22 protein-coding genes are annotated in these 17,890 nt (G+C 56.3%); 2 read left to right on the top strand and 20 right to left on the bottom strand.

Annotated elements, in window-relative coordinates; translation table 11 throughout:
- Positions 1-105 precede the first annotated feature (105 nt).
- The 9 genes from MBOO_RS00110 to MBOO_RS00070 all read right to left on the bottom strand — a co-directional run bounded on the left by MBOO_RS00110 (position 106) and on the right by MBOO_RS00070 (position 7,382).
- Positions 106-2,331: an adenosylcobalamin-dependent ribonucleoside-diphosphate reductase gene (locus tag MBOO_RS00110; RefSeq protein WP_011991034.1), complete on the bottom strand. Its 2,226-nt coding sequence runs from the start codon at positions 2,329-2,331 to the stop codon at positions 106-108.
- A gap of 116 nt (positions 2,332-2,447) precedes the next feature.
- Positions 2,448-2,873: a fasciclin domain-containing protein gene (locus MBOO_RS00105; RefSeq protein WP_011991033.1), complete on the bottom strand. Its 426-nt coding sequence runs from the start codon at positions 2,871-2,873 to the stop codon at positions 2,448-2,450.
- Positions 2,873-3,052, bottom strand: a complete 180-nt coding sequence (locus MBOO_RS00100) for a YHS domain-containing protein (RefSeq protein WP_048068159.1) — start codon at positions 3,050-3,052, stop codon at positions 2,873-2,875. Before MBOO_RS00100 ends, MBOO_RS00105 begins: the two co-directional genes overlap by 1 nt.
- A 67-nt stretch (positions 3,053-3,119) precedes the next feature.
- The gene (locus MBOO_RS00095; protein ID WP_011991031.1) at positions 3,120-3,710 is read right to left on the bottom strand and encodes a nitroreductase family protein; all 591 of its coding nucleotides are present in this window, start codon (positions 3,708-3,710) and stop codon (positions 3,120-3,122) included.
- 6 nt (positions 3,711-3,716) lie between these two features.
- Complete coding sequence (locus MBOO_RS00090; RefSeq protein WP_011991030.1) at positions 3,717-4,403, bottom strand: flavodoxin family protein; 687 nt, start codon at positions 4,401-4,403, stop codon at positions 3,717-3,719.
- A gap of 78 nt (positions 4,404-4,481) precedes the next feature.
- Positions 4,482-5,066: a flavodoxin family protein gene (locus MBOO_RS00085; protein WP_011991029.1), complete on the bottom strand. Its 585-nt coding sequence runs from the start codon at positions 5,064-5,066 to the stop codon at positions 4,482-4,484.
- Positions 5,067-5,097: 31 nt separating this feature from the next.
- Positions 5,098-5,892 (bottom strand): carboxymuconolactone decarboxylase family protein, encoded by a 795-nt coding sequence (locus tag MBOO_RS00080; RefSeq protein ID WP_394295867.1) that lies wholly within the window; start codon positions 5,890-5,892, stop codon positions 5,098-5,100.
- A 78-nt stretch (positions 5,893-5,970) separates the two neighbouring features.
- Positions 5,971-6,789, bottom strand: a complete 819-nt coding sequence (locus tag MBOO_RS00075) for a nitroreductase family protein (RefSeq protein WP_011991027.1) — start codon at positions 6,787-6,789, stop codon at positions 5,971-5,973.
- Between the two features lie 23 nt (positions 6,790-6,812).
- Positions 6,813-7,382 (bottom strand): flavin reductase family protein, encoded by a 570-nt coding sequence (locus MBOO_RS00070; protein WP_011991026.1) that lies wholly within the window; start codon positions 7,380-7,382, stop codon positions 6,813-6,815.
- A gap of 166 nt (positions 7,383-7,548) precedes the next feature.
- Here MBOO_RS00070 and MBOO_RS00065 point away from each other — a divergent pair, with 166 nt between their 5' ends.
- Both MBOO_RS00065 and MBOO_RS00060 read left to right on the top strand, forming a co-directional pair.
- On the top strand, positions 7,549-7,929 hold the full coding sequence (locus tag MBOO_RS00065; RefSeq protein ID WP_011991025.1) for a winged helix-turn-helix transcriptional regulator: 381 nt from the start codon (positions 7,549-7,551) through the stop codon (positions 7,927-7,929).
- Positions 7,930-8,019: 90 nt separating this feature from the next.
- Positions 8,020-8,745, top strand: a complete 726-nt coding sequence (locus MBOO_RS00060) for a DNA alkylation repair protein (protein WP_011991024.1) — start codon at positions 8,020-8,022, stop codon at positions 8,743-8,745.
- Between the two features lie 9 nt (positions 8,746-8,754).
- Here the strand turns inward: MBOO_RS00060 and aqpZ are convergent, their stop codons facing one another.
- From aqpZ to MBOO_RS00005, 11 genes are all read right to left on the bottom strand, one after another.
- Complete coding sequence (gene aqpZ / locus MBOO_RS00055; RefSeq protein ID WP_011991023.1) at positions 8,755-9,453, bottom strand: aquaporin Z; 699 nt, start codon at positions 9,451-9,453, stop codon at positions 8,755-8,757.
- Between the two features lie 97 nt (positions 9,454-9,550).
- A complete protein-coding gene (locus MBOO_RS00050; RefSeq protein WP_011991022.1) occupies positions 9,551-10,231 on the bottom strand; it encodes an epoxyqueuosine reductase in 681 nt (226 codons plus the stop codon).
- 40 nt (positions 10,232-10,271) lie between these two features.
- Positions 10,272-10,889: a pyridoxal 5'-phosphate synthase glutaminase subunit PdxT gene (gene pdxT / locus MBOO_RS00045; protein WP_048068158.1), complete on the bottom strand. Its 618-nt coding sequence runs from the start codon at positions 10,887-10,889 to the stop codon at positions 10,272-10,274.
- Positions 10,861-11,757, bottom strand: a complete 897-nt coding sequence (gene pdxS, locus MBOO_RS00040) for a pyridoxal 5'-phosphate synthase lyase subunit PdxS (RefSeq protein WP_011991020.1) — start codon at positions 11,755-11,757, stop codon at positions 10,861-10,863. Before pdxS ends, pdxT begins: the two co-directional genes overlap by 29 nt.
- A 9-nt stretch (positions 11,758-11,766) precedes the next feature.
- A complete protein-coding gene (cbiB, locus tag MBOO_RS00035; RefSeq protein ID WP_011991019.1) occupies positions 11,767-12,711 on the bottom strand; it encodes an adenosylcobinamide-phosphate synthase CbiB in 945 nt (314 codons plus the stop codon).
- Complete coding sequence (locus MBOO_RS00030) at positions 12,693-13,268, bottom strand: DUF7524 family protein (RefSeq protein WP_011991018.1); 576 nt, start codon at positions 13,266-13,268, stop codon at positions 12,693-12,695. Before MBOO_RS00030 ends, cbiB begins: the two co-directional genes overlap by 19 nt.
- A gap of 11 nt (positions 13,269-13,279) precedes the next feature.
- Positions 13,280-13,459 (bottom strand): methytransferase partner Trm112, encoded by a 180-nt coding sequence (locus MBOO_RS00025; protein WP_011991017.1) that lies wholly within the window; start codon positions 13,457-13,459, stop codon positions 13,280-13,282.
- On the bottom strand, positions 13,456-14,469 hold the full coding sequence (locus MBOO_RS00020) for an adenylosuccinate synthetase (protein WP_011991016.1): 1,014 nt from the start codon (positions 14,467-14,469) through the stop codon (positions 13,456-13,458). Before MBOO_RS00020 ends, MBOO_RS00025 begins: the two co-directional genes overlap by 4 nt.
- Positions 14,470-14,587: 118 nt before the next feature.
- On the bottom strand, positions 14,588-15,745 hold the full coding sequence (locus MBOO_RS00015; protein ID WP_011991015.1) for an aminotransferase class I/II-fold pyridoxal phosphate-dependent enzyme: 1,158 nt from the start codon (positions 15,743-15,745) through the stop codon (positions 14,588-14,590).
- Positions 15,746-15,754: 9 nt separating this feature from the next.
- Complete coding sequence (locus tag MBOO_RS00010) at positions 15,755-16,246, bottom strand: Lrp/AsnC family transcriptional regulator (RefSeq protein WP_011991014.1); 492 nt, start codon at positions 16,244-16,246, stop codon at positions 15,755-15,757.
- Positions 16,247-16,252: 6 nt separating this feature from the next.
- Positions 16,253-17,545, bottom strand: a complete 1,293-nt coding sequence (locus tag MBOO_RS00005) for an ORC1-type DNA replication protein (RefSeq protein WP_011991013.1) — start codon at positions 17,543-17,545, stop codon at positions 16,253-16,255.
- Positions 17,546-17,890: the final 345 nt, after the last annotated feature.

Here is a 17,890-nt window from a genome sequence, read left to right as displayed (position 1 = left end):
GGGGTATAGTACCGGAGCAGGAGGAGAACTCGCTGACTAAAAAACAGGTGCCGGGCTCGGACACCATGAAATGAAAAACGGGAATAAGAGAGGGAAAGGGCCGGATCAGCTGCACCCGGACCAGCCGCAGTGCTTGCAGATCCCCTGGTTGCAGCCCTCGCCAAAGTCAAGCGGCTCGTGGCACTCAGGGCAGAGTCTCTTTTCGCTGGTCTTGGTGATATTCCAGTCGCTCAAAGTTGCCACGCTCTGGTTCTTTGCCGAGAGCTCGATGCAGCGCCCGACAACGTCTGCACAGGAATGTCCTTCGGACGACGGGTTCTTGATCGCGGAGATGCAGTTCACCTTTGCAAACTGCTTGACGAACTTCCCGTATGGTACTCCGTTCTGGAGGCCGGTGCTGATCGCACGGCCGAGGGCGCTGCTGTTGGCATCGCAGCCGCCATTCCCGACAGTACGGATAAAGACCTCCATGGGCTTGCTGTCCAGCAGGTTGACCGTCACATACAGCCGGCAGCACCCGGACTGGCAGAGATAGGTCCGCCCGGCAAGCTCCTTTGGCCGGTCGATAGATAAACTTGGGATCTTCTCCGGCACCGTCCGCATGGGAGATGCGGCCACGGTGGCAGGAGCAGGGGCTGAAGCAGGCGCCTTCTCTTTTTCCTTTAAGGCAAGAACCACGTCCTCCCTGCTGCCCGTTCGGTAGATGGTGATCCCTTTAAGGCCCAGCTTCCAGGCCATCAGGAGCGCCTCGGCACAGTCGTCCTTTGTTGCCGATCCGGGCATGTTGATGGTCTTGCTGATCGATGCATGCACGTACTTCTGGAAGCAGGCCTGCATCAGAATGTGCTCCCGCCACGGGATATCGAGTGCTGTCTTGAAGAGCCCCCGGAACTCCGCTGAGAGCCAGGCAACATCCTGCATCGATCCGGTCTCGTGGACGTGGGAAATCACCTCGCCGGCCTTCTTCTCCCGCTCGTCCCCGGCATAACCCATGCCGGTCAGGGTATGGAGAAGGGCTTCCTTGAAAACCGGATTGACGATCACAAAGACTTTGCCCACCGTGTTCTTCCGCGTATAGGCAAACGAGAAGATCGGTTCGATCCCGCTCGAACATCCGGCCAGAAGCGAGATCGTCCCCGTAGGGGCCACTGTGGTCATGGCGGCGTTCCTGACCTCGTAATCCTTCCAGATGCTGCCCTGCCAGGCCGGGAATGTTCCCAGTTTCTCTGCAAGCCGGTGGGATTCCTCGATGGCGGTCTCGGTGATCACCTTCATGACCCACTCGCACCAGGCCCGCCCTTTCTCAGAATCGTAGGAGAGACCGAGCATGAGCATCGCATCGTGCACGCCCATGACCCCAAGGCCGATCTTGCGCGTCTTTCTCGTGGCCTCAGCGATCTGCGGGATAGGAAAGACGTTCTTCTCGATCACAAGATCCAGGAACCGGGTTGCCATTCTCGACGTGTCTCGCAACAGGTCCTCATCAAAGGCTCCTTCGCGGACGCAGGCGGCAAGGTTGATGCTCCCCAGTACGCAGCTCTCGTAGGGCAGGAGGGGCTGTTCCCCGCAGGGGTTCGTAGTATCGATCTCCCCAAGCTGGGGCGTGGGGTTGTGGCGGTTGATCTCATCATAGAAGAGGATCCCCGGCTCCCCGTTTTTCCAGATCCCCTCAACAATCCCGTTCCAGATCTGCCCGACCGTGATCTTCTCTCCCGTGCCCCCCTTGGTGAGCCAGACGGTTTCAAACGACTTGGCCGCAACGAGGTCCATGAACTTGTCGTTGACCATCACCGAGATGTTGAAGTTGGAGAATTCACCTTCTTTTTTCTTTGCGGAGATAAAGGCAAGGATGTCGGGGTGCCAGACATTGAGGATCCCCATGTTTGCCCCGCGTCGCCGCCCGCCCTGTTTGATCACATCGGTTGCGGCGTTAAATACCCGCATGAACGAGATCGGGCCCGAGGCCACGCCATCAGTGGACTGGACAGGGGAGCCTTCCGGCCTGATGTGCGAGAAGTTGTAGCCCGTCCCACCGCCGGTCTTGTGGATGATCGCCCCTTCTTTCATTGCATCGAAGATCCCATCGATTGTGTCCGGGACGGGAAGTGTAAAGCAGGCCGAAAGCTGCCCAATCTCGGTTCCCGCGTTCATGAGCGTAGGAGAGTTGGGCAAAAAGCGCAGCGAGATCATCGCTTCATAAAAACGGGCGCGTTCGTTCTCATCGTCTGCCAGGGCCGAGGCAACGCGGCGGCAGATATCGGTAAAATCCTTCTCTCCTTTGCGCAGGTAGCGTGCGGAGAGGATGCTGTCGACGACTGATGGTGGGTTCATGGCTGGACCTTTACTTTTGAGGATATGACGACTATAAAAAGGATTATTCAACGAATGAAATATTGCTCACGAAATGAGTTATAGGTTGTTGTTCGCCTTGCCCAGGGGCTCATGGCTCACCGGGGGATCACCACGCGGCCGATGCCGTGGATCATCCCGTTGGTGCAGGCAATGTTCGGGACGTTCACAGGAGCTCCCCCGAAGAGTACCACCCCGTCCTTTTCCGTGATCTCGACGGTGATCCCGAGGCGCGTCTTGGGGAAGTTCAGTTTCTTGATCGTGCTGCACGGGAGATTCCCGTACAGGATATGGTACTGGAGCACCCGGAGGAGCCGCCCTTGTGGATCGCCCGTGAGCGCCGCAAGGGTCTCCCGGGGCAGCAGACCGAAGGCCGCGTCGGTTGGCGCACAGACAGTCAGCGGCCCTTTCCCGGCAAGCACCGGATAAAGACCGGCGGCCCTGATGCTCTGGATAAAGTGGGAAAACCGGCCGTCGGCCTCAAGCGTCTCTGCAATTGTGGCAGAACCCGTGGCCGATGGCATCAGCAGGACACCGAATCTATGTTCATGTCGGGTACAATGCGACTGTACCGCTTCGGGTCGGCATCGAACTGCTTCTTGCAATAGGCGCAGCAGAAGTAATACTCCGCATCCCGATACGTGCTTTTATACTGGGCATCCTCTTCATCTACTACCATGTAACAGACCGGGTCAGTGGCCATGATTGTCCTCCTTTGGGGTATCACACGATCTTGCCGGTCAGTCAGATAAAGGTGTGGTTGTGGATGCTTACCCTACCCACCGGACCTTCTGCATGAGCTCCGGGTCCAGACGCGGCTGAATCGCCGGATCCCCTGCGGGAAACCCGAGCGGTGTGACGGCCACGATCTCTTTGGTGTCAGGAATGGAAAGGATCCTGCGCAGGGTCTTCTCGCCCCTCAGGGGGCCGGTCATCCAGCAGGTGCCAAACCCTCTGGCGGTTGCGGCAAGAAGCAGATTCTCCATGGCAGCGCTCGCACTCTCAAGGTTCGCCTTGCGGAGATCATCGGAGTCGGCCGCATCGGTCAGGATCACGATCACCACCGGGGCATTACCATACGATTCCGCATACCGGATGAACTCCTCTCGGGAGAGAGAACCACGGAGCGGGGAGGGGTCCCAGTTCCGCGTGAACTCCTCGACAATCGCCCGGTAGTTTTCCCCCATCTCCCGGATCGTGTCCCGGGAAGTCACCACCACAAACTCCCACTGCTGGCGGTTCATGGCAGAGGGGGCCCAGTTGGCCGCATCGAGGATCCTGAGGATCTCCAGCTTTGGTACCGGATCCGGCAGGTACTTCCTTACGGCTCTGCGGGCATGGATGGCTTCGAAGACTTCCATATCTGTTCACGCCCCCTTCTCAGGAATCGTTGTCAGGCTATGGGATTTTGCTGTCTGCACCAGCCGTATGCCGAGATCGTAGGCCCTCTTGCAGTCCTGCGGGAAGATGGTCCGGTGCCGTTCCCGTCGTTCCTCCGGGTCGAAGTAGTTGAAGACCACCTTGTCGTAATCCTCGAACTGGAGCGTCTCGTTGCAGAAAAGGGTTTCGGACTGCCCGAATATCATCTTTAAGACCGCAGCGTTTGCCCCGATATGCCCACAGTACTGCTCCTTCATGATCTGTTCGGAGACGTTCATGGTGTACACGAATGCGGTGGGAAGGTTTTTCCTGGCAAGGGACTGCGGGGGACGGGTGTAGGTGAGATTCGGGAAAAGCAGGCGTTCCATAAAGGAGCGCATCTCCCCGGTAACGAGCCCGAAATAGATCGGAGAGCCAAGGATCAGGACGTCCGCGTCCTGGATCCGGTCCAGCACTGGGGAAAGATCATCCTTCATCGCGCACTCCCCGTAGCTCTTTCCTCCTTTGAGTTTGCAGGCAAAACAGCTAGTACACCCCTTGTATTCCAGGTCGTACAGGTGCACGAGCTCGGTCTGTGCCCCCAGCGATTTCGCGCCTTCAAGCGTGTGTTCGAGCAGCGTTGCCGTGTTCCATTTTTTTCGCGGACTTCCGTTGACTGCTATAACGTTTGTCATGGGTTCACCGTTTTGTGAAGTTTTTGTACGGGATTTTTGTGTTGCATAATGGTCCCGGTAAGTGCGCCGGTGCTTATCTCAGGATTCCTTTGCCTTTTCCATCGTCTTGATCAACCACGCCATGTTCTTCCCGGCATCCCGGGCGCGGCCTATGCCTTCCTCGTCCCTGTTCACGTCCCCGATCTCCCTTCCCACACCAATGACCGGGAATCCCGGAACAACCATGCCGCCGGCGAGCAGGAAGTGGAGCAGGGTGTCAATCGTGCGGCTGCCTCCCGACCGCCGGACTGCCGCAACAGCCATGCCCACCCGGCGGCGGTACAGGCCGCCATTTGCCATGGACACAAACCCTGCCCGGTCGATGAGTCCCTTCATCTCCGCGGTCACGTCCAGAAAGTACACCGGCGATCCGAGGATGACCCCGTCTGCATCTACCATCTTGTCGATGCAGGTGTTGACGATATCATCATCAAATACACAGTGCCCGTCTTTTTTCTCGAAACACTTCATACAGGCGGTGCAGCCCCGGATTTTCTTTTTGCCGACCTGCACAAGCTCGGTCGTGATCCCTTCGGTCTCCAGTTCCGCAAATATATGCCCGATAAGGATCGACGTGTTCCCGTCCTTTCTCGGGCTCCCGTTGAATGCAACGACTTTTGCCATGTTCAATTACCTGAATTTTTTGTTTTCCTTCTCACCGTTGTTCGTCTTTAAGGGCCTCTGCCACATCGCGGGTGGCAAGGATGCCGTTTAACGCCGCCGGGAAGCCCGCATAGATTGAAACCAGCAGCATAATCTCCACGATCTCCGCTTCGGAGAGACCGGCCCGGAGCCCGCCGCCGATATGGAACCGGAGCTGCGAAGGGGCCGTTCCCTTTGCGGCAAGCGCCGCAATGGTTGCCACCTGCCGGTTCCGGATCGGCAGGATGCCCCGGGCATAGATGTCTCCGTACCCGAACTCGACAACATACCGGGTTATATCGGGGTTGATCGGGTCGAAGGTCTCCTTTAACACCCGCTCCTGATCGGGAGCGATCCGCGCGAGCAGTTCCCTCCCTCGATTATACCGACCCGTGGATCCTGCGTGGACAGAATCCTTCGGGAGGTTCTGCCCGGTTTCGGAAAGAACCACCATGAGAGTTCCCATGGCATTCAGGGTGGCCGGGAACCCGGCATACCCGACCATCTGGATGATAATCTCCCGGATCTCCTCGGGAGTGCATCCGACGTGGAGCGCCGCGTGGATATGGACTTTGAGCTGGGGAGCTGCCGTGCCCATGGCGGTGAGGGCAGCGACAACAGCCTGCTCTTTTGTCCGGTTATCCAATCCCTCGCGGGCGTAGATCTCGCCAAACGAATACTCGATAAGGTACCGTGCAAGATCGGGGCAGATGGCATTGAGTCGTTCTTCAACCGCAACGCCTGCCTTGCCATCGATCTCCTCGAGTTTTTTCCTTCCTATTGTAGCATAATCTGTCAATCGTATCACCGTAACCGACGTGTGCTGTCCGGGTATACTATCCTTCCCGGAACGGGCATACCCTGCCTTCCCCGGGTCCTCCCGTTCCTATCTCCATTCCACCAGCACCGGGTTCCGGCGCGGGATACCATAGGTCTTGTACTGCGGGTAACCAAAGAAGAGGCTGTACGAGTACTCACGCCCCGGGGGGAGCGCGAGGGCTTCTTTAAGCGGCTCATAGGATCGTGCTGCCATTGAGAAGAAACCGGCCCAGCAGGCTCCCACGCCGAATGCCGGCGCGGCAATGTCGAAATGGGTAAGCGCAATGATGGCGTCCACCGGGGCGATCGGGTTACCCTCCGGGATATGAGCAACCACGAGATGGGGGGCCCCGCGGCAGACCGGATCCATCCCGGCATCCCACGCGGCGATGAGGCCGGGGACATACCCGCTCATCGGGTGGCTGCTGTTTTCAAGCGTACGCATCCAGTCGACAACCAGCCCGGCAAGCCGATGAACTTTTTTTGGGTCCAGTATAACCAGCCATCCTACCGGCTGGCCATTCCCTCCGGAGGCGGCGTACCGGGCCACATCAAGGATCCCGGCAACCGTCTCTTGCGGTACGAGCTCTTTGGTGAAGTGGCGCACGGAACGGCGTTTTTTGAGGTAGGGGCCGAGATCTTCTTTTGAGATCGCTCCGGCACCCGCCGGGAGGGTACCCTTCTCATCGATGAGGCAGTTCAGCAAAAGTGCCTGCGACGGGCAATGGATTTCGCAGTGACCGCAGCGGATACAGGCTCCGGCCTTTTCGTCCGGGACTTTTGGCAGGGTATTCTCACCAGCGGGGGAGACAATCCCCATCGGGCAGACAATGGCACAGATCCCGCACCGGGTGCAGAGATCCTGGTTAACAAGGATGGTTGTCATGGCAGTTTCTTTTCCTGATGCATTTAGCCTGTTGAAGATTTCAGGTGCTTTCCGGCGCTCCATGCGTCCCCGGCATACGTCCCGAGTGCCCAATAGCGGTTATCGGGCATGGTCAAAAAGAGCGGGTCTATTGCCGGGAAATCCGGTTTCCCGTCTTTAATCACCCTGCTGTCCGCGTACGCTCCTGCAATCTCACCGATAAAGAGCGTGTGAGTGGGGAGCGCTACCACCTGAACGAGCTGGCACTCGAGGGTAACCGGGCATTCCCGGATCATGGGAGCTGTCTTTAAGGTCCCATAGAAAACGTCGAACACGCCGGACTTGTCTGCCGTCTTACCGGAAACCATACCGCAGTAATCGGTCTTTTCCAAGAGGGCAGACGAGGGAATGTTGACCGAAAAGTTTTTTGTCGCTGTGATCCCCCCCGGCGTGGCGTGGCTGTTGCTGATCCCGCAGGCGATCATCGGCGGATTGCCATTGACGCGGGCACACCATCCCACGGCCATGAAGTTCGCACGTCCGTTCACCATTGTCCCGACCAGAACAACCGGCATCGGGATAAAAAAATTCTTCGGGATCTCAATCTTTTCCATGAATATTCCTCGTATCCTGCGAAAAGGGTGGATTGTGGCCAAACGGCCGGTAACCCGCAATCTTTATAGGCAGATATGGCAATCTGAACCCTTATGATGAATTAAGGCTCAACAGATTAAATAGGAAATACAGATAATATTGTAAGGGACTTTCATTGGTGTAACTATGATAACTTCCAAGAACGGGAAAGTATACCATTGCTCTGTCGAGGCGGCCCTGGATGTAATCGGGGGCAAGTGGAAACCCCTTATCCTCTGGCGCCTGGGCGACAATGTCATGCGTTTTGGCGAACTGCAGCGATCCCTCCCCGGGGTCAACGCGAAGATGCTCACCAAGCAGCTGCGCGAGCTCGAAAACGATGGCGTGATAAAAAGGACCCTTTATCCCGAGGTGCCGCCCCGGGTGGAATATTCCATCACCGATTTTGGCAGGACGCTCATCCCGATCCTTGAGGCACTCTGCACATGGGGGGCGACTTATCTCGAAAATGGGAACAGTCCGGTCCCGGAGTGTACTGCCAAGGCAGAAAAGGGTATGAAAGCCTGAAAAACCCTGTTTTTACCCCCGGGCCCAGGCCCCCGCCATTTTCGCCTTCCTACACATGGGTTCTTATTCCCCCTTTCCTTACGTTCTTCCATGGACCCGGTGATCGCACGCATCCGACAGGAACTCGAAGGACTTGCAGACAAACAGACCCGCACAACATCGCAGCGGTTCTTTAAGGAAGAGATCTCCTGTTACGGAATCAAGACCCCGGTGGTTACGGCCCTTGCAAAGAAGTACTGGAAAGAGATCAAAAACCAGGAAAAGGAAGCGATCTTTGCCCTCTGCGAGGAACTGTATCGTTCGGGAAAACTTGAGGAGTCCTTTGTTGTCTCCACATGGGCATATGCCCTCGACGACCGGTTCGAAAAAAAGGATCTCTTGGTCTTCCGGCGGTGGATCGATACCTACATCCAAAACTGGGCCTCGTGCGACGGATTCTGCAACCATGCGCTGGGGGCGTTTTTCGAACGCTACCCGGAATGCACCGGGGAACTCAGGGTTTGGGCAAAATCGGAGAACCGCTGGATGCGCCGGGCTGCGGCAGTCTCCCTGATTGTCCCGGCAAAACACGGGAAGTTTCTCCCTGAAGCGATCGTGATAGCCGATCTTCTCCTTACCGACAGCGATGATATGGTGCAGAAGGGCTATGGCTGGCTCTTAAAAGAGGCAAGCCGGAAACACCGGGACGAAGTCTTCTCCTATATAGTAAAAAACCGGGAGGTGATGCCCCGGACAGCCCTGCGGTATGCGATCGAACTGATGCCCGAAGAGCAAAGAAAAGAGGCAATGAAAAAGGACCTGCGGACAAAAAAGTGAACCCCGGGGTTATGCCGGGGACATTGTTTCCTCAAAGAGATATTTCCAGACTATTGCCGCCACGAGCGCCCCGATGATCGGTGCAAGGATAAACATCCAGAGCTGGGCAAGGGCGGTCCCACCGACCACCAGTGCCGGGCCCAGGCTCCGGGCGGGGTTCACGGATGTACCGGTGATCGGGATTCCGACCATGTGGATCATGGCAAGGGAAAGACCGATGGCAATCCCGGCAAAGCCGGCCGGGGCCTTCTTACAGGTTGCACCAAAGACCACCATCAGGAAGATAAATGTCAGGACAACCTCCGCAATAAAGCCTGACATGAGTGGGAATCCTCCCGGGGAGGCAATACCGTACCCGTCTTGGCCAAGGCCGTTTATGGCGAGACTATATCCCGGCAGGCCGGTCATGATAGAAAGCAGGACAAGTGATGCGATAATGGCGCCGATGCACTGTGCAATTATATACATCGCAGCATCCTTAGACCCGATCTTCCCGTTGGCAAGCATCGCAATCGTGATTGCCGGGTTGATATGACACCCGGAGATCTGCCCGATTGCATAGACCATGACAAGGACCGACAGGCCAAAGGCAAGAGCGATACCGAGAAATCCGATCTCTTTCCCGGCGACAACAGCACTTCCGGTTCCGATGAAAACAAGGACAAAAGTTCCGATGAATTCAGCAAGATATTTTTTATAATCGCACATGAAAATACCACCCGGTTCCGGTTTTTCCTCCGGCAGAAAGAGTTGTCAACGGCAGGATTTATACGCATTTGGGCGTGAATCCGGCGCTTTAAAAGGATTACAGCGGGCAAACCCGGATGCACATGCCGCACCGCAGGCCGCCAAGGGTGGAGAAGAGGTAGTCCCGGCAGAGGTGCGGCTGGATGGTCCCGTCTGCCGAGAGCGCTTTGACCGGGCAGATCTTCACGCACTTCTGGCAGGAGGCGCACTCGGGCCGGACAAAGGATTTCCCCGAGGGGTGGTCCGGCTCGATTGGCGCATCTGTGAGGATCGCAGTCATCCTGATCCGGGGGCCGGTCTCCCGGGTGATGAGCAGCTGGTTGAGGCCGTACTCGCCAAGGCCGGCAAGCCATGCGGCATATTTGAGCGAGAGATCGGCTTTGAGCGTCTCTTTATTGGCATACCAGGTTCCAAACTCGCTTCCTTCCGAGGGGACGAGCATTGCACGGTATCCCTGTTTCTCAAGCTCGCGCACCAGGGCAAACCCCATCACCCGGAGGGTTACCGTGCCAGCCATCAGGGTATTGGTGTACTCGGCCCGGCCCTTCGGGAGGGGGTCGACACAACCCTTGGGGATGATCACCCCAAGCACCATGATGGATCGAATCCATGGCGCAAAATCCTGAGGCCTGTTCCCCCTGTACTCGGGATTGTTGAATCCTTCGGGATCGGCAATCCCGACAAAATCGGCACCGAGGCTGCGGGCCATCTCCCTGAAATGCGAGCTTTCCGAAATCATGCCGGAAAATGTTGGCAGGAAAAATAATGAATGGATGGGATCAGACACCCAGGTTCTTTAAAAACCGCTCGTGGAGCCGGAGGTCCCCGCCAAGCTCCGGGTGGAAGGCAAGGGCCATATGCCGGCCTTTTTCCACGGCAACGATACCCTTGTCGGTCCGGGCAAGGACAACGACCCCGTCCCGGGCCTCGGTTACTACAGGACCCCGGATAAAAACCGCATGGAACGATCCACCATCAAGACCCTGCACCCGGATATCGGCTTCAAAAGACTCCCGCTGGCGCCCGAACGCGTTCCGGTCCACAGTCATATCCAGAAGGCCAAGGCTGTGCACACGGGGGTCGCCGACATCGGTTGCCATGAGGATCATACCGGCGCAGGTGGCAAAAATCCCGCCTTTGAAATCACGGATTGGTTTGTACAGCCCGTTCTTGTCAACCAGCCGGGAGATGGTGGTCGATTCCCCACCCGGGATAGCAAGGGCTGCACAGCCGGCAAGATCCTCAGGGTTCCTGACCTCTATAACCGGGGAATCTTCCGTGTATCCCCGCTTGCGCAGCGCAGCAGTAAAGGCATCGATATGTTCGCTCACATCACCCTGAAGTGCGAGCACACCGACTTTTACGGTCTTATCGCCCACGGGTCTGCAACACCTCATCGGGCCTGAGCGTATGGACATCAAGGCCGGGCATCGCATCGCCAAGGCCCTTGCTGATTCTGGCGATAACGGTGGGATCGTTGTAGTGGTTGACCGCTTCCACGATCGCTTTTGCCATCTTCTCGGGGTTCGAGGATTTAAAGATCCCCGATCCGACAAAGACTCCATCAGCACCAAGCTGCATCATCAGGGCAGCGTCCGAGGGGGTGGCAATGCCTCCGGCAGAGAAGTTGACCACTGGGAGCCGGCCTCGCTTTGCGCTCTCAACAACAAGCTCCGCCGGGGCCTCGATGCTCCGTGCATAGGCGATCCGCTCCTGATCGTCCATTCCCTGGATCTTCCGGATCTCTCCCGTGATCGCCCGCATGTGGCGCACGGCCTCGACGACATTTCCGGTCCCGGCCTCGCCCTTCGTGCGGATCATCGCTGCCCCCTCATTTACCCGGCGCAGTGCCTCGCCCAGGTTCCGTGCCCCGCAGACAAACGGGACCTTGAACTGTTTCTTATCGATATGGTATTCCTCGTCTGCGGGAGTGAGGACTTCGCTCTCATCGATCATGTCGACGCCAAGCACCTCGAGCACCTGTGCCTCGACAAAGTGGCCGATCCTGACTTTACCCATAACCGGGATCGAAACTGCTTCAATGATCTCAGTGACCTTCTCGGGGTCTGCCATCCGTGCGACACCGCCCGCTTTCCTGATATCGGACGGCACCCGCTCAAGCGACATGACTGCGACGGCCCCGGCTGCCTCGGCAATCTTTGCCTGCTCGGCATTGACGACATCCATGATCACGCCCCCTTTCTGCATGGATGCAAAGCCGCGTTTGAGCAGCTCAGTGCCAAATCTCAGTTCTTCAAGCTTCATATACCAGTACTATTGGATCAGCCATGCCAATAAAATAAGTGTGCTGGCAGCAGTTGCCGCAAACGCAAGCGTCACCACCCTGACCGCCCGGATGATTGCCGGTCCCCCCTCTTCAAGCGACCTCCCGCCATCGCCCAGGGAGTAGACTCCCGGCTTCTCAAAACGGATACCGCACCCTCCCGCCATCGCAGCCATCACGATCCCACCATTGAACCCCGGGCGTTTCTTACCGTCCCTGCGCATTGTACGCCACGCAGCCCCGAACGTTCCCTGGGTCGCAAACCAGGCAAGCAGGTACAGTGTTGTGATCCGGGCCGGGAGATAGTTGAGAATATCGTCCATTCTTGCCGGGCACCAGCCGATCCGGGCCCGCTCATCCCGGTACCCGAGCATCGCATCCATCGTATTTGCCGCCCGGAAACCTGCTGCGCCGGCAAGCCCGAAACCAAACGGCGAGAGAAGGGAGAAATAGAAGAGCGGTGAGATGATGCTGTCGGTAAGGTTCTCGGCAACAGACTCATATGCAGCCGAGCGGATATGCTCTGGATCCAGACAGGCCGTGTCACGCGAGACCATCAGGCCTACCTGTTCCCGGCCGGCATCAATGCCGTTCTTCAACGCTGCGACGACCTCTTGTGCATGCTCCTCCAGCGAGCGCCATGCAAAACAGCATTTGAGGAGAAAAGGAGCGTCGATAAGGTACACGAGCCACGGGACATATCGGCCAAAGAGGAAAAACGGAAGGGCAAAGAAACAGACTGTTACCAGCCAGAAAAAGATGCCGGCAGCCCGCTGAAAAACAGGAGGGTACCGCGAAGGCCGTCCCCACAAGCTGATAAATCGCCCAAGCAGGGCCACCGGGTGGTACGGGGAATGCGGATCGCCGATTGCCCGGTCGATCGCAAGCGCAAGGACAAGGGTTGCGCCGGCAAGGATCAGATCTGTCGGTACCATACGTACAGAATGCCGACAATCAGCGCAATAAATGCACCAAGGTTGAGGACTTCAATCTTCGTGTAATACCATGCGCAGTAGAGGATCAGGCCGATCGCCATTGCCACCATCAGGAGATGGGGGCGGCCGTGCGCTTCAGGCTGGATGGGAGGTTCCTTTTCCCGCTGCTCCTCTTCCCGGGACGGCCTGACCATTACCTCGACCCGCATTGTTGCCTTCATCGCCCCGTAGCCGGCAATAATTTCGATATCGAAAAACCCCGGGGCACACTCTTTCCTAAGAGGTATACCCAGCACCACCTCGTCAATTACATACATGTTCTCATGGAAAAAATCAGTGAACATCCCGGCATTGGAGGTCGTTGCGGTGATGTGAATAGGGGCGCCGCGGTTCCTGAACCGGACCCTAAGGGCACCCCCGCATTCGACCTGGGCATTTTCACGGGGAAGATCAATTGTATTGATGCCCGACCGGTTGAGATTGATCTCGGTTGTTACCCCTTCCGCATCAGGACTACCCGCAGCAACGAGAATCCCGAGGGGCAGGGAGGGAAGCATTATCTCACCCGTTATCGCGTGGATGGCGGAAGGAGGTCGGGGATTCCCCCGGTGATCGGATAGTCTGCACTGCAGGCAGCGCAGTGCAGGTTTCCCTCAAGGATCTCCTGAGGGTCTTCCTTATCGACCCGGAGCGCGAGATCGCCCTTGCAAACCGGGCAGCAGAGGATATCCATGAGCGAACGCTTCATGCGTACTCTTTCCTGATATCGATGATCTGGGACATCTCGGGACCAGTGGAGATGAGGGTGACTGGACTGCCGATGTCATCCTCGGCGGTCTTGAGGAACTCCCGTGCCTTCCTGGTGAGCTTGCTGTACTCGGTAATCCCGAAGCAATCCTTGTCCACCCGGTCGATGCCGGTGATCGCGGCTTGGGTACAGCCGTTGATCATGGCCGAGTACCGGGCCATTTCCCCATCCCAGCCACCGATGCGGCGCTTGCGGTGGGTGACTGTTCCAAATTCCTGGATCCCCATGGCATCGGATTTCTCCGCAGACATCTCGGTGGAGAAGGGGCCTTCACCCACCCGGGTAGGATAGGCCTTGAAGACCACAATCACATCATCGATCTTTGTCGGGCCGACCCCATTGTCAGCGGCGATCTGTGAGGCCGAGGTGTCTTTACTGGTCACAAACGGGTACGTCCCGTAATACAGCGAGATCCCAAAACCCTGTGTACCTTCGAGAAGGACCTCGTTTCCGGCCTTTAAGGCATCATCGATTGCCTTGGGGACATCCAGTAAGTACTCCTTAAGCTCCGGGACATCCTTTGCCTGCGGCGAAATCCTCATGACCCGGTCGGAATTGGCCGGGCCGCAGCCGGACCCGGTGCTCCCGATCTTCTTTGAGAGGTGGGCGCTGCCCTTGTCCCGGGCAATGTGGTCCTCGGTGATAATACCGCAACGCTTGTCTACGAAAACACGGCCCTTGACGCCCAGCGTCTCGACCTCGTGTTTGAGGACCCGTGGATCGACCAGCACACCGCTCCCAATACAGAGTTTTGCCTTTTTATAAACAAACCCGGACGGTACCATCCTTACTCCGTATTCACGATCGCCGATCTGCACTGTGTGCCCGGCGTTGGGGCCTACACCACCGCGGGAGATGATAACGGGTTCATCCGCATGTGCGATGTGGGCAACAATCTTGCCCTTCCCCTCATCCCCAAAAAAGCCACCTACGATAATTGAACAGCTCATTGGAATATCATGTAGTGTATGCCGGGTTGGGCAATAAATTCTGCCCTGAAGAAGAAAAGGAGAGTCGGGATGTTTTATTGTTGTATAGGGCAGGGTCACCCGGGGCGGGACGGCGGCTTTAGAGACCGTTGATGAAGGACTCCATCCGTCCCAAGGCTTCTGTGAGCTCATCTCGTGAGACTGCATACGCACAGCGGAGGTGGTATTCCCCGCCGGCCCCAAACACGCTGCCCGGCACTACGGCAACACGCTGTTCCCGGAGCAACCGTTCTGCAAATTCTACATCGGAAAGCCCAGTACCTTTAACCGAGGGGAAGGCATAAAACGCACCCTCGGGCACGTGGCAGGAGAGGCCGATCCGGTTGAGGCCGGCCACAAACGAGTTACGCCGGAGGCGGTACTCGCTGATCATACTTGTCTTCTCATCTTCTGCGGAGCGGAGTGCCTCAAGCGCTCCGATCTGCCCCATCGCCGGAGCGCAGAGCATGACATACTGGTGGATCTTGAGCGCGGCATCGCAGATCTCTTTTGGTGCACAGAGATACCCGATACGCCAGCCGGTCATTGCATAGGCCTTGGAGAACCCGTTAAGCGTGATCGTCCGTTCCCGGAGGTCTTTTACTGTTGCCGCAGCAACATGGGGGGATTCGTACGTGAGCTCCGAGTAGACTTCGTCGCTGATAAGCATCAGATCCCGGTCAGTAACGATATCGGCAATCGGTTCCAGATCCTCCTTTCTCATGATCGCGCCGGTCGGATTGTTGGGGAAATTGACGATGAGGGCCTTCGACTTAGGGGTAATCTTTTCCTGAAGCTTATCCGGGTTGAGACGGAAGTGATCCTGTTCGGTGCATTCGACCGGAACCGGAATCCCGCCGGCAAGGGCTACGCATGGGGCATAGGAGACATAGCTGGGTTCAGCAATCAGCACTTCATCGCCGGGGTTGACAATGGCCCGGATGGCGATATCAAGCCCCTCCGAAACCCCGGTGGTGATGATCATCTCATCGTCCGGGGAGTACCGGAGCTGGTACCGGTTTGCGAGGTGTATGGCAAGTGCCCTGCGAAGGGTCTGAAGCCCACGGTTCGGGGTATACGAGGTTGCACCCTGTTCAACCGAATAGATGCCGGCTTCGCAAATGTTCCAAGGGGTCCGGAAATCGGGTTCGCCGACACCCAGCGAGATGACATCACTCATCGTGAGGGCAAGGTCAAAGAATTTCCGTATTCCTGAGGGCGGGATATCCCGGGCGCGGTCGGAGACAAAGTTTCGCATCCGGCCACCTCAGAATGAATAAGGAAGGCGTTCGGCTTCCTGTTGCTCAAAGAGCGTGTTGCCGTTCTCCTTATAGGACTTCATGACAATGTGTGTCGCAGTCTCACGGATCCGGTCCATAGGGGCAACATGCTCGGAGACAAAACGCGATACCTCCTGGACATTCTTCCCGCTTACCATGAGCTGGAGATCGTAAGTACCAGTGATCAGGCGCAGGGTGCGCACCTGGCGGAACCGGGAGAGCCTCTCGGCAATCCGGTCGTACCCAAAGTCCCGCTCAGGGCTCACTTTAAGCTCAATAATTGCGGAGACTTCACCGTTTCCTGCCTTTTCCCAGTTAATGACCGTGGTGTACTTCCGGATGATCCGGCTCTCTTCAAGGGCATGGATCCGTGCTTCCACCTCAGCCGGGATAAGGTTGGTCATTGATCCAATTTCCTGGGCCGAAAGCCGGCTGTTCTCCTCAAGAATCCGGAGGAGTTCAAGATCCTTGTCATCCATCACACGTCACCTGAACCACGTTTTTAACCATTTGGTTTCCATCTGATTTATATCAAGATCTTTAAGACCATTAAGCCGGGGATCCTTGAGGACAACCTCGCGGATCTTCCCGGTATTGGCATCGAACCACATCTCTTTTGTACGACCGTACCTTCCCCTGCTCACGACTCGGGTATTGATGACCCCGAGCATGTTAAGCTCCGAGATCAGATCGGTGATCCTGCGGTGAGTGAGGATATCCAGCTGGATCTCCGGGGCAATATCCTGGTATACCCGCGATACCTCCCCGCTTGTAAAGATGTTCTGGCCCAGCTGCTCAAGCGTCAGCATGGAAAAGAGGATCAACTTGCTCTGGGTGGGGAGCGTGGCAATGCATTCGATCATGCTGTCTGTTTCAATCTTTGCCTGCGCTTGTTTGACGTGAACATCAGTTACCTGTTTTGATTCGTCCCGGTCGGCAAGTTCACCGGATATCCGAAGCAGGTCCAAGGCTCGGCGGGCGTCGCCATGCTCCTGGGCGGCAAGAGCGGAACAAAGGGGAATCACACCATCGGCAATCGCTCCATCAAGGAACGCTCCTGCAGCACGCTGGGTCAGGATATCCACTAGCTGGGGGGCATTGTACGGGGGAAAGACGATCTCTTCTTCCGAAAGGGAGGAGAGTACCCGGGGGTCAAGGAAGTCCTTAAAACTGAGATCATTGGAGATCCCGATAATACTGACCTTGGAGTTCTTCAGGTCAGAATTGATCCGGGTCAGGTTATAGAGCGTGTCATCCCCGCTCTTTTTTACCAGCTTGTCGATCTCGTCAAGTACGATCACGAGAACACCTCCTCCGGTGTCGAGCTGGTTTTTGAGTTCTGAATAGACCTGGTCCGTTGGCCACCCGGTCATGGGGATGTGGATTTTTGCCTTATCGCTGGAAGCCTCATCAACGTCATCAATACATTTGGCAATCTGCGCAAGTACCCGGTACTGCGTATCGATCACTTCACAGTTGAGATGGACTATTCTGCAGGTGGTCCCCATGGTACTGCTGGCCTTCTCAAGCTCCGAGCCGACGTACCGGACGCTCGCGGTTTTTCCAGTCCCCGTCTTCCCGTAAATAAGAATATTGGACGGGGTTTCATTCCTGAGTGAGGGGGCAAGAATGGAGGCAATAGTATCAATCTGAGGTTGACGGTGGGGTAGGATCTGGGGCCGGTATGAGTGCCGGAGCACTTCCCGGTCCCGGAATATCCGGTTATTGGAGAGATATTTTATAAATAAACCGGTTGCAGGATCTTCTGTTTCAGGCATAATGACACGTGGAGCTGAGTCTTAGTGGGGAGAGATTAAAAAAGTACGTACTTTGTTCCTTTTATAAACCCCATTGCTTCCTGTGGAAAGGATGTTTTAAACCGCAGATTTCCCAAATCAGACATAATTATCAAAATCGAACATTTTTTATTTTTAATTTTCATAATCCTCCAAATAAGGCACATTTGCGGGAAAACAATTCTGTTTCTTCTGAGAAACTGATTTCATGGGGGACCCCTTTGTTTCTTGTGGAATCTGAAAGAAAATACCTTAAGATATTTTCAATATGTAATAAAAATAGTCATCTCTAATATGTGTTTAATTGTATTTAAACAATTCGAAAAA

The organism is Methanoregula boonei 6A8 (assembly GCF_000017625.1).
GTDB lineage: Archaea > Halobacteriota > Methanomicrobia > Methanomicrobiales > Methanospirillaceae > Methanoregula > Methanoregula boonei.
The sequence above is the reverse complement of the archived record's forward strand: the minus strand, read 5'-3'. Positions and strand labels throughout refer to the sequence as shown.

Coding starts and splice junctions, on each gene's coding strand:
- MBOO_RS00075 (WP_011991027.1), bottom strand. CDS start 6,789: ATGACAACCATCCTTGTTAACCAGGATCTCTGCACCCGGTGCGGGATC.
- MBOO_RS00095 (WP_011991031.1), bottom strand. CDS start 3,710: ATGGAAGTCTTCGAAGCCATCCATGCCCGCAGAGCCGTAAGGAAGTAC.
- cbiB (WP_011991019.1), bottom strand. CDS start 12,711: ATGGTACCGACAGATCTGATCCTTGCCGGCGCAACCCTTGTCCTTGCG.
- MBOO_RS00070 (WP_011991026.1), bottom strand. CDS start 7,382: ATGGAAAAGATTGAGATCCCGAAGAATTTTTTTATCCCGATGCCGGTT.
- MBOO_RS00100 (WP_048068159.1), bottom strand. CDS start 3,052: ATGGCCACTGACCCGGTCTGTTACATGGTAGTAGATGAAGAGGATGCC.
- MBOO_RS00010 (WP_011991014.1), bottom strand. CDS start 16,246: ATGGATGACAAGGATCTTGAACTCCTCCGGATTCTTGAGGAGAACAGC.
- MBOO_RS00090 (WP_011991030.1), bottom strand. CDS start 4,403: ATGACAAACGTTATAGCAGTCAACGGAAGTCCGCGAAAAAAATGGAAC.
- MBOO_RS00030 (WP_011991018.1), bottom strand. CDS start 13,268: ATGCTTCCCTCCCTGCCCCTCGGGATTCTCGTTGCTGCGGGTAGTCCT.
- MBOO_RS00060 (WP_011991024.1), top strand. CDS start 8,020: ATGGACCCGGTGATCGCACGCATCCGACAGGAACTCGAAGGACTTGCA.
- MBOO_RS00110 (WP_011991034.1), bottom strand. CDS start 2,331: ATGAACCCACCATCAGTCGTCGACAGCATCCTCTCCGCACGCTACCTG.
- MBOO_RS00050 (WP_011991022.1), bottom strand. CDS start 10,231: ATGATTTCGGAAAGCTCGCATTTCAGGGAGATGGCCCGCAGCCTCGGT.
- MBOO_RS00085 (WP_011991029.1), bottom strand. CDS start 5,066: ATGGCAAAAGTCGTTGCATTCAACGGGAGCCCGAGAAAGGACGGGAAC.
- pdxT (WP_048068158.1), bottom strand. CDS start 10,889: ATGAGGTGTTGCAGACCCGTGGGCGATAAGACCGTAAAAGTCGGTGTG.
- pdxS (WP_011991020.1), bottom strand. CDS start 11,757: ATGAAGCTTGAAGAACTGAGATTTGGCACTGAGCTGCTCAAACGCGGC.
- MBOO_RS00065 (WP_011991025.1), top strand. CDS start 7,549: ATGATAACTTCCAAGAACGGGAAAGTATACCATTGCTCTGTCGAGGCG.
- aqpZ (WP_011991023.1), bottom strand. CDS start 9,453: ATGTGCGATTATAAAAAATATCTTGCTGAATTCATCGGAACTTTTGTC.
- MBOO_RS00025 (WP_011991017.1), bottom strand. CDS start 13,459: ATGAAGCGTTCGCTCATGGATATCCTCTGCTGCCCGGTTTGCAAGGGC.
- MBOO_RS00020 (WP_011991016.1), bottom strand. CDS start 14,469: ATGAGCTGTTCAATTATCGTAGGTGGCTTTTTTGGGGATGAGGGGAAG.
- MBOO_RS00015 (WP_011991015.1), bottom strand. CDS start 15,745: ATGCGAAACTTTGTCTCCGACCGCGCCCGGGATATCCCGCCCTCAGGA.
- MBOO_RS00105 (WP_011991033.1), bottom strand. CDS start 2,873: ATGCCATCGGCCACGGGTTCTGCCACAATTGCAGAGACGCTTGAGGCC.
- MBOO_RS00005 (WP_011991013.1), bottom strand. CDS start 17,545: ATGCCTGAAACAGAAGATCCTGCAACCGGTTTATTTATAAAATATCTC.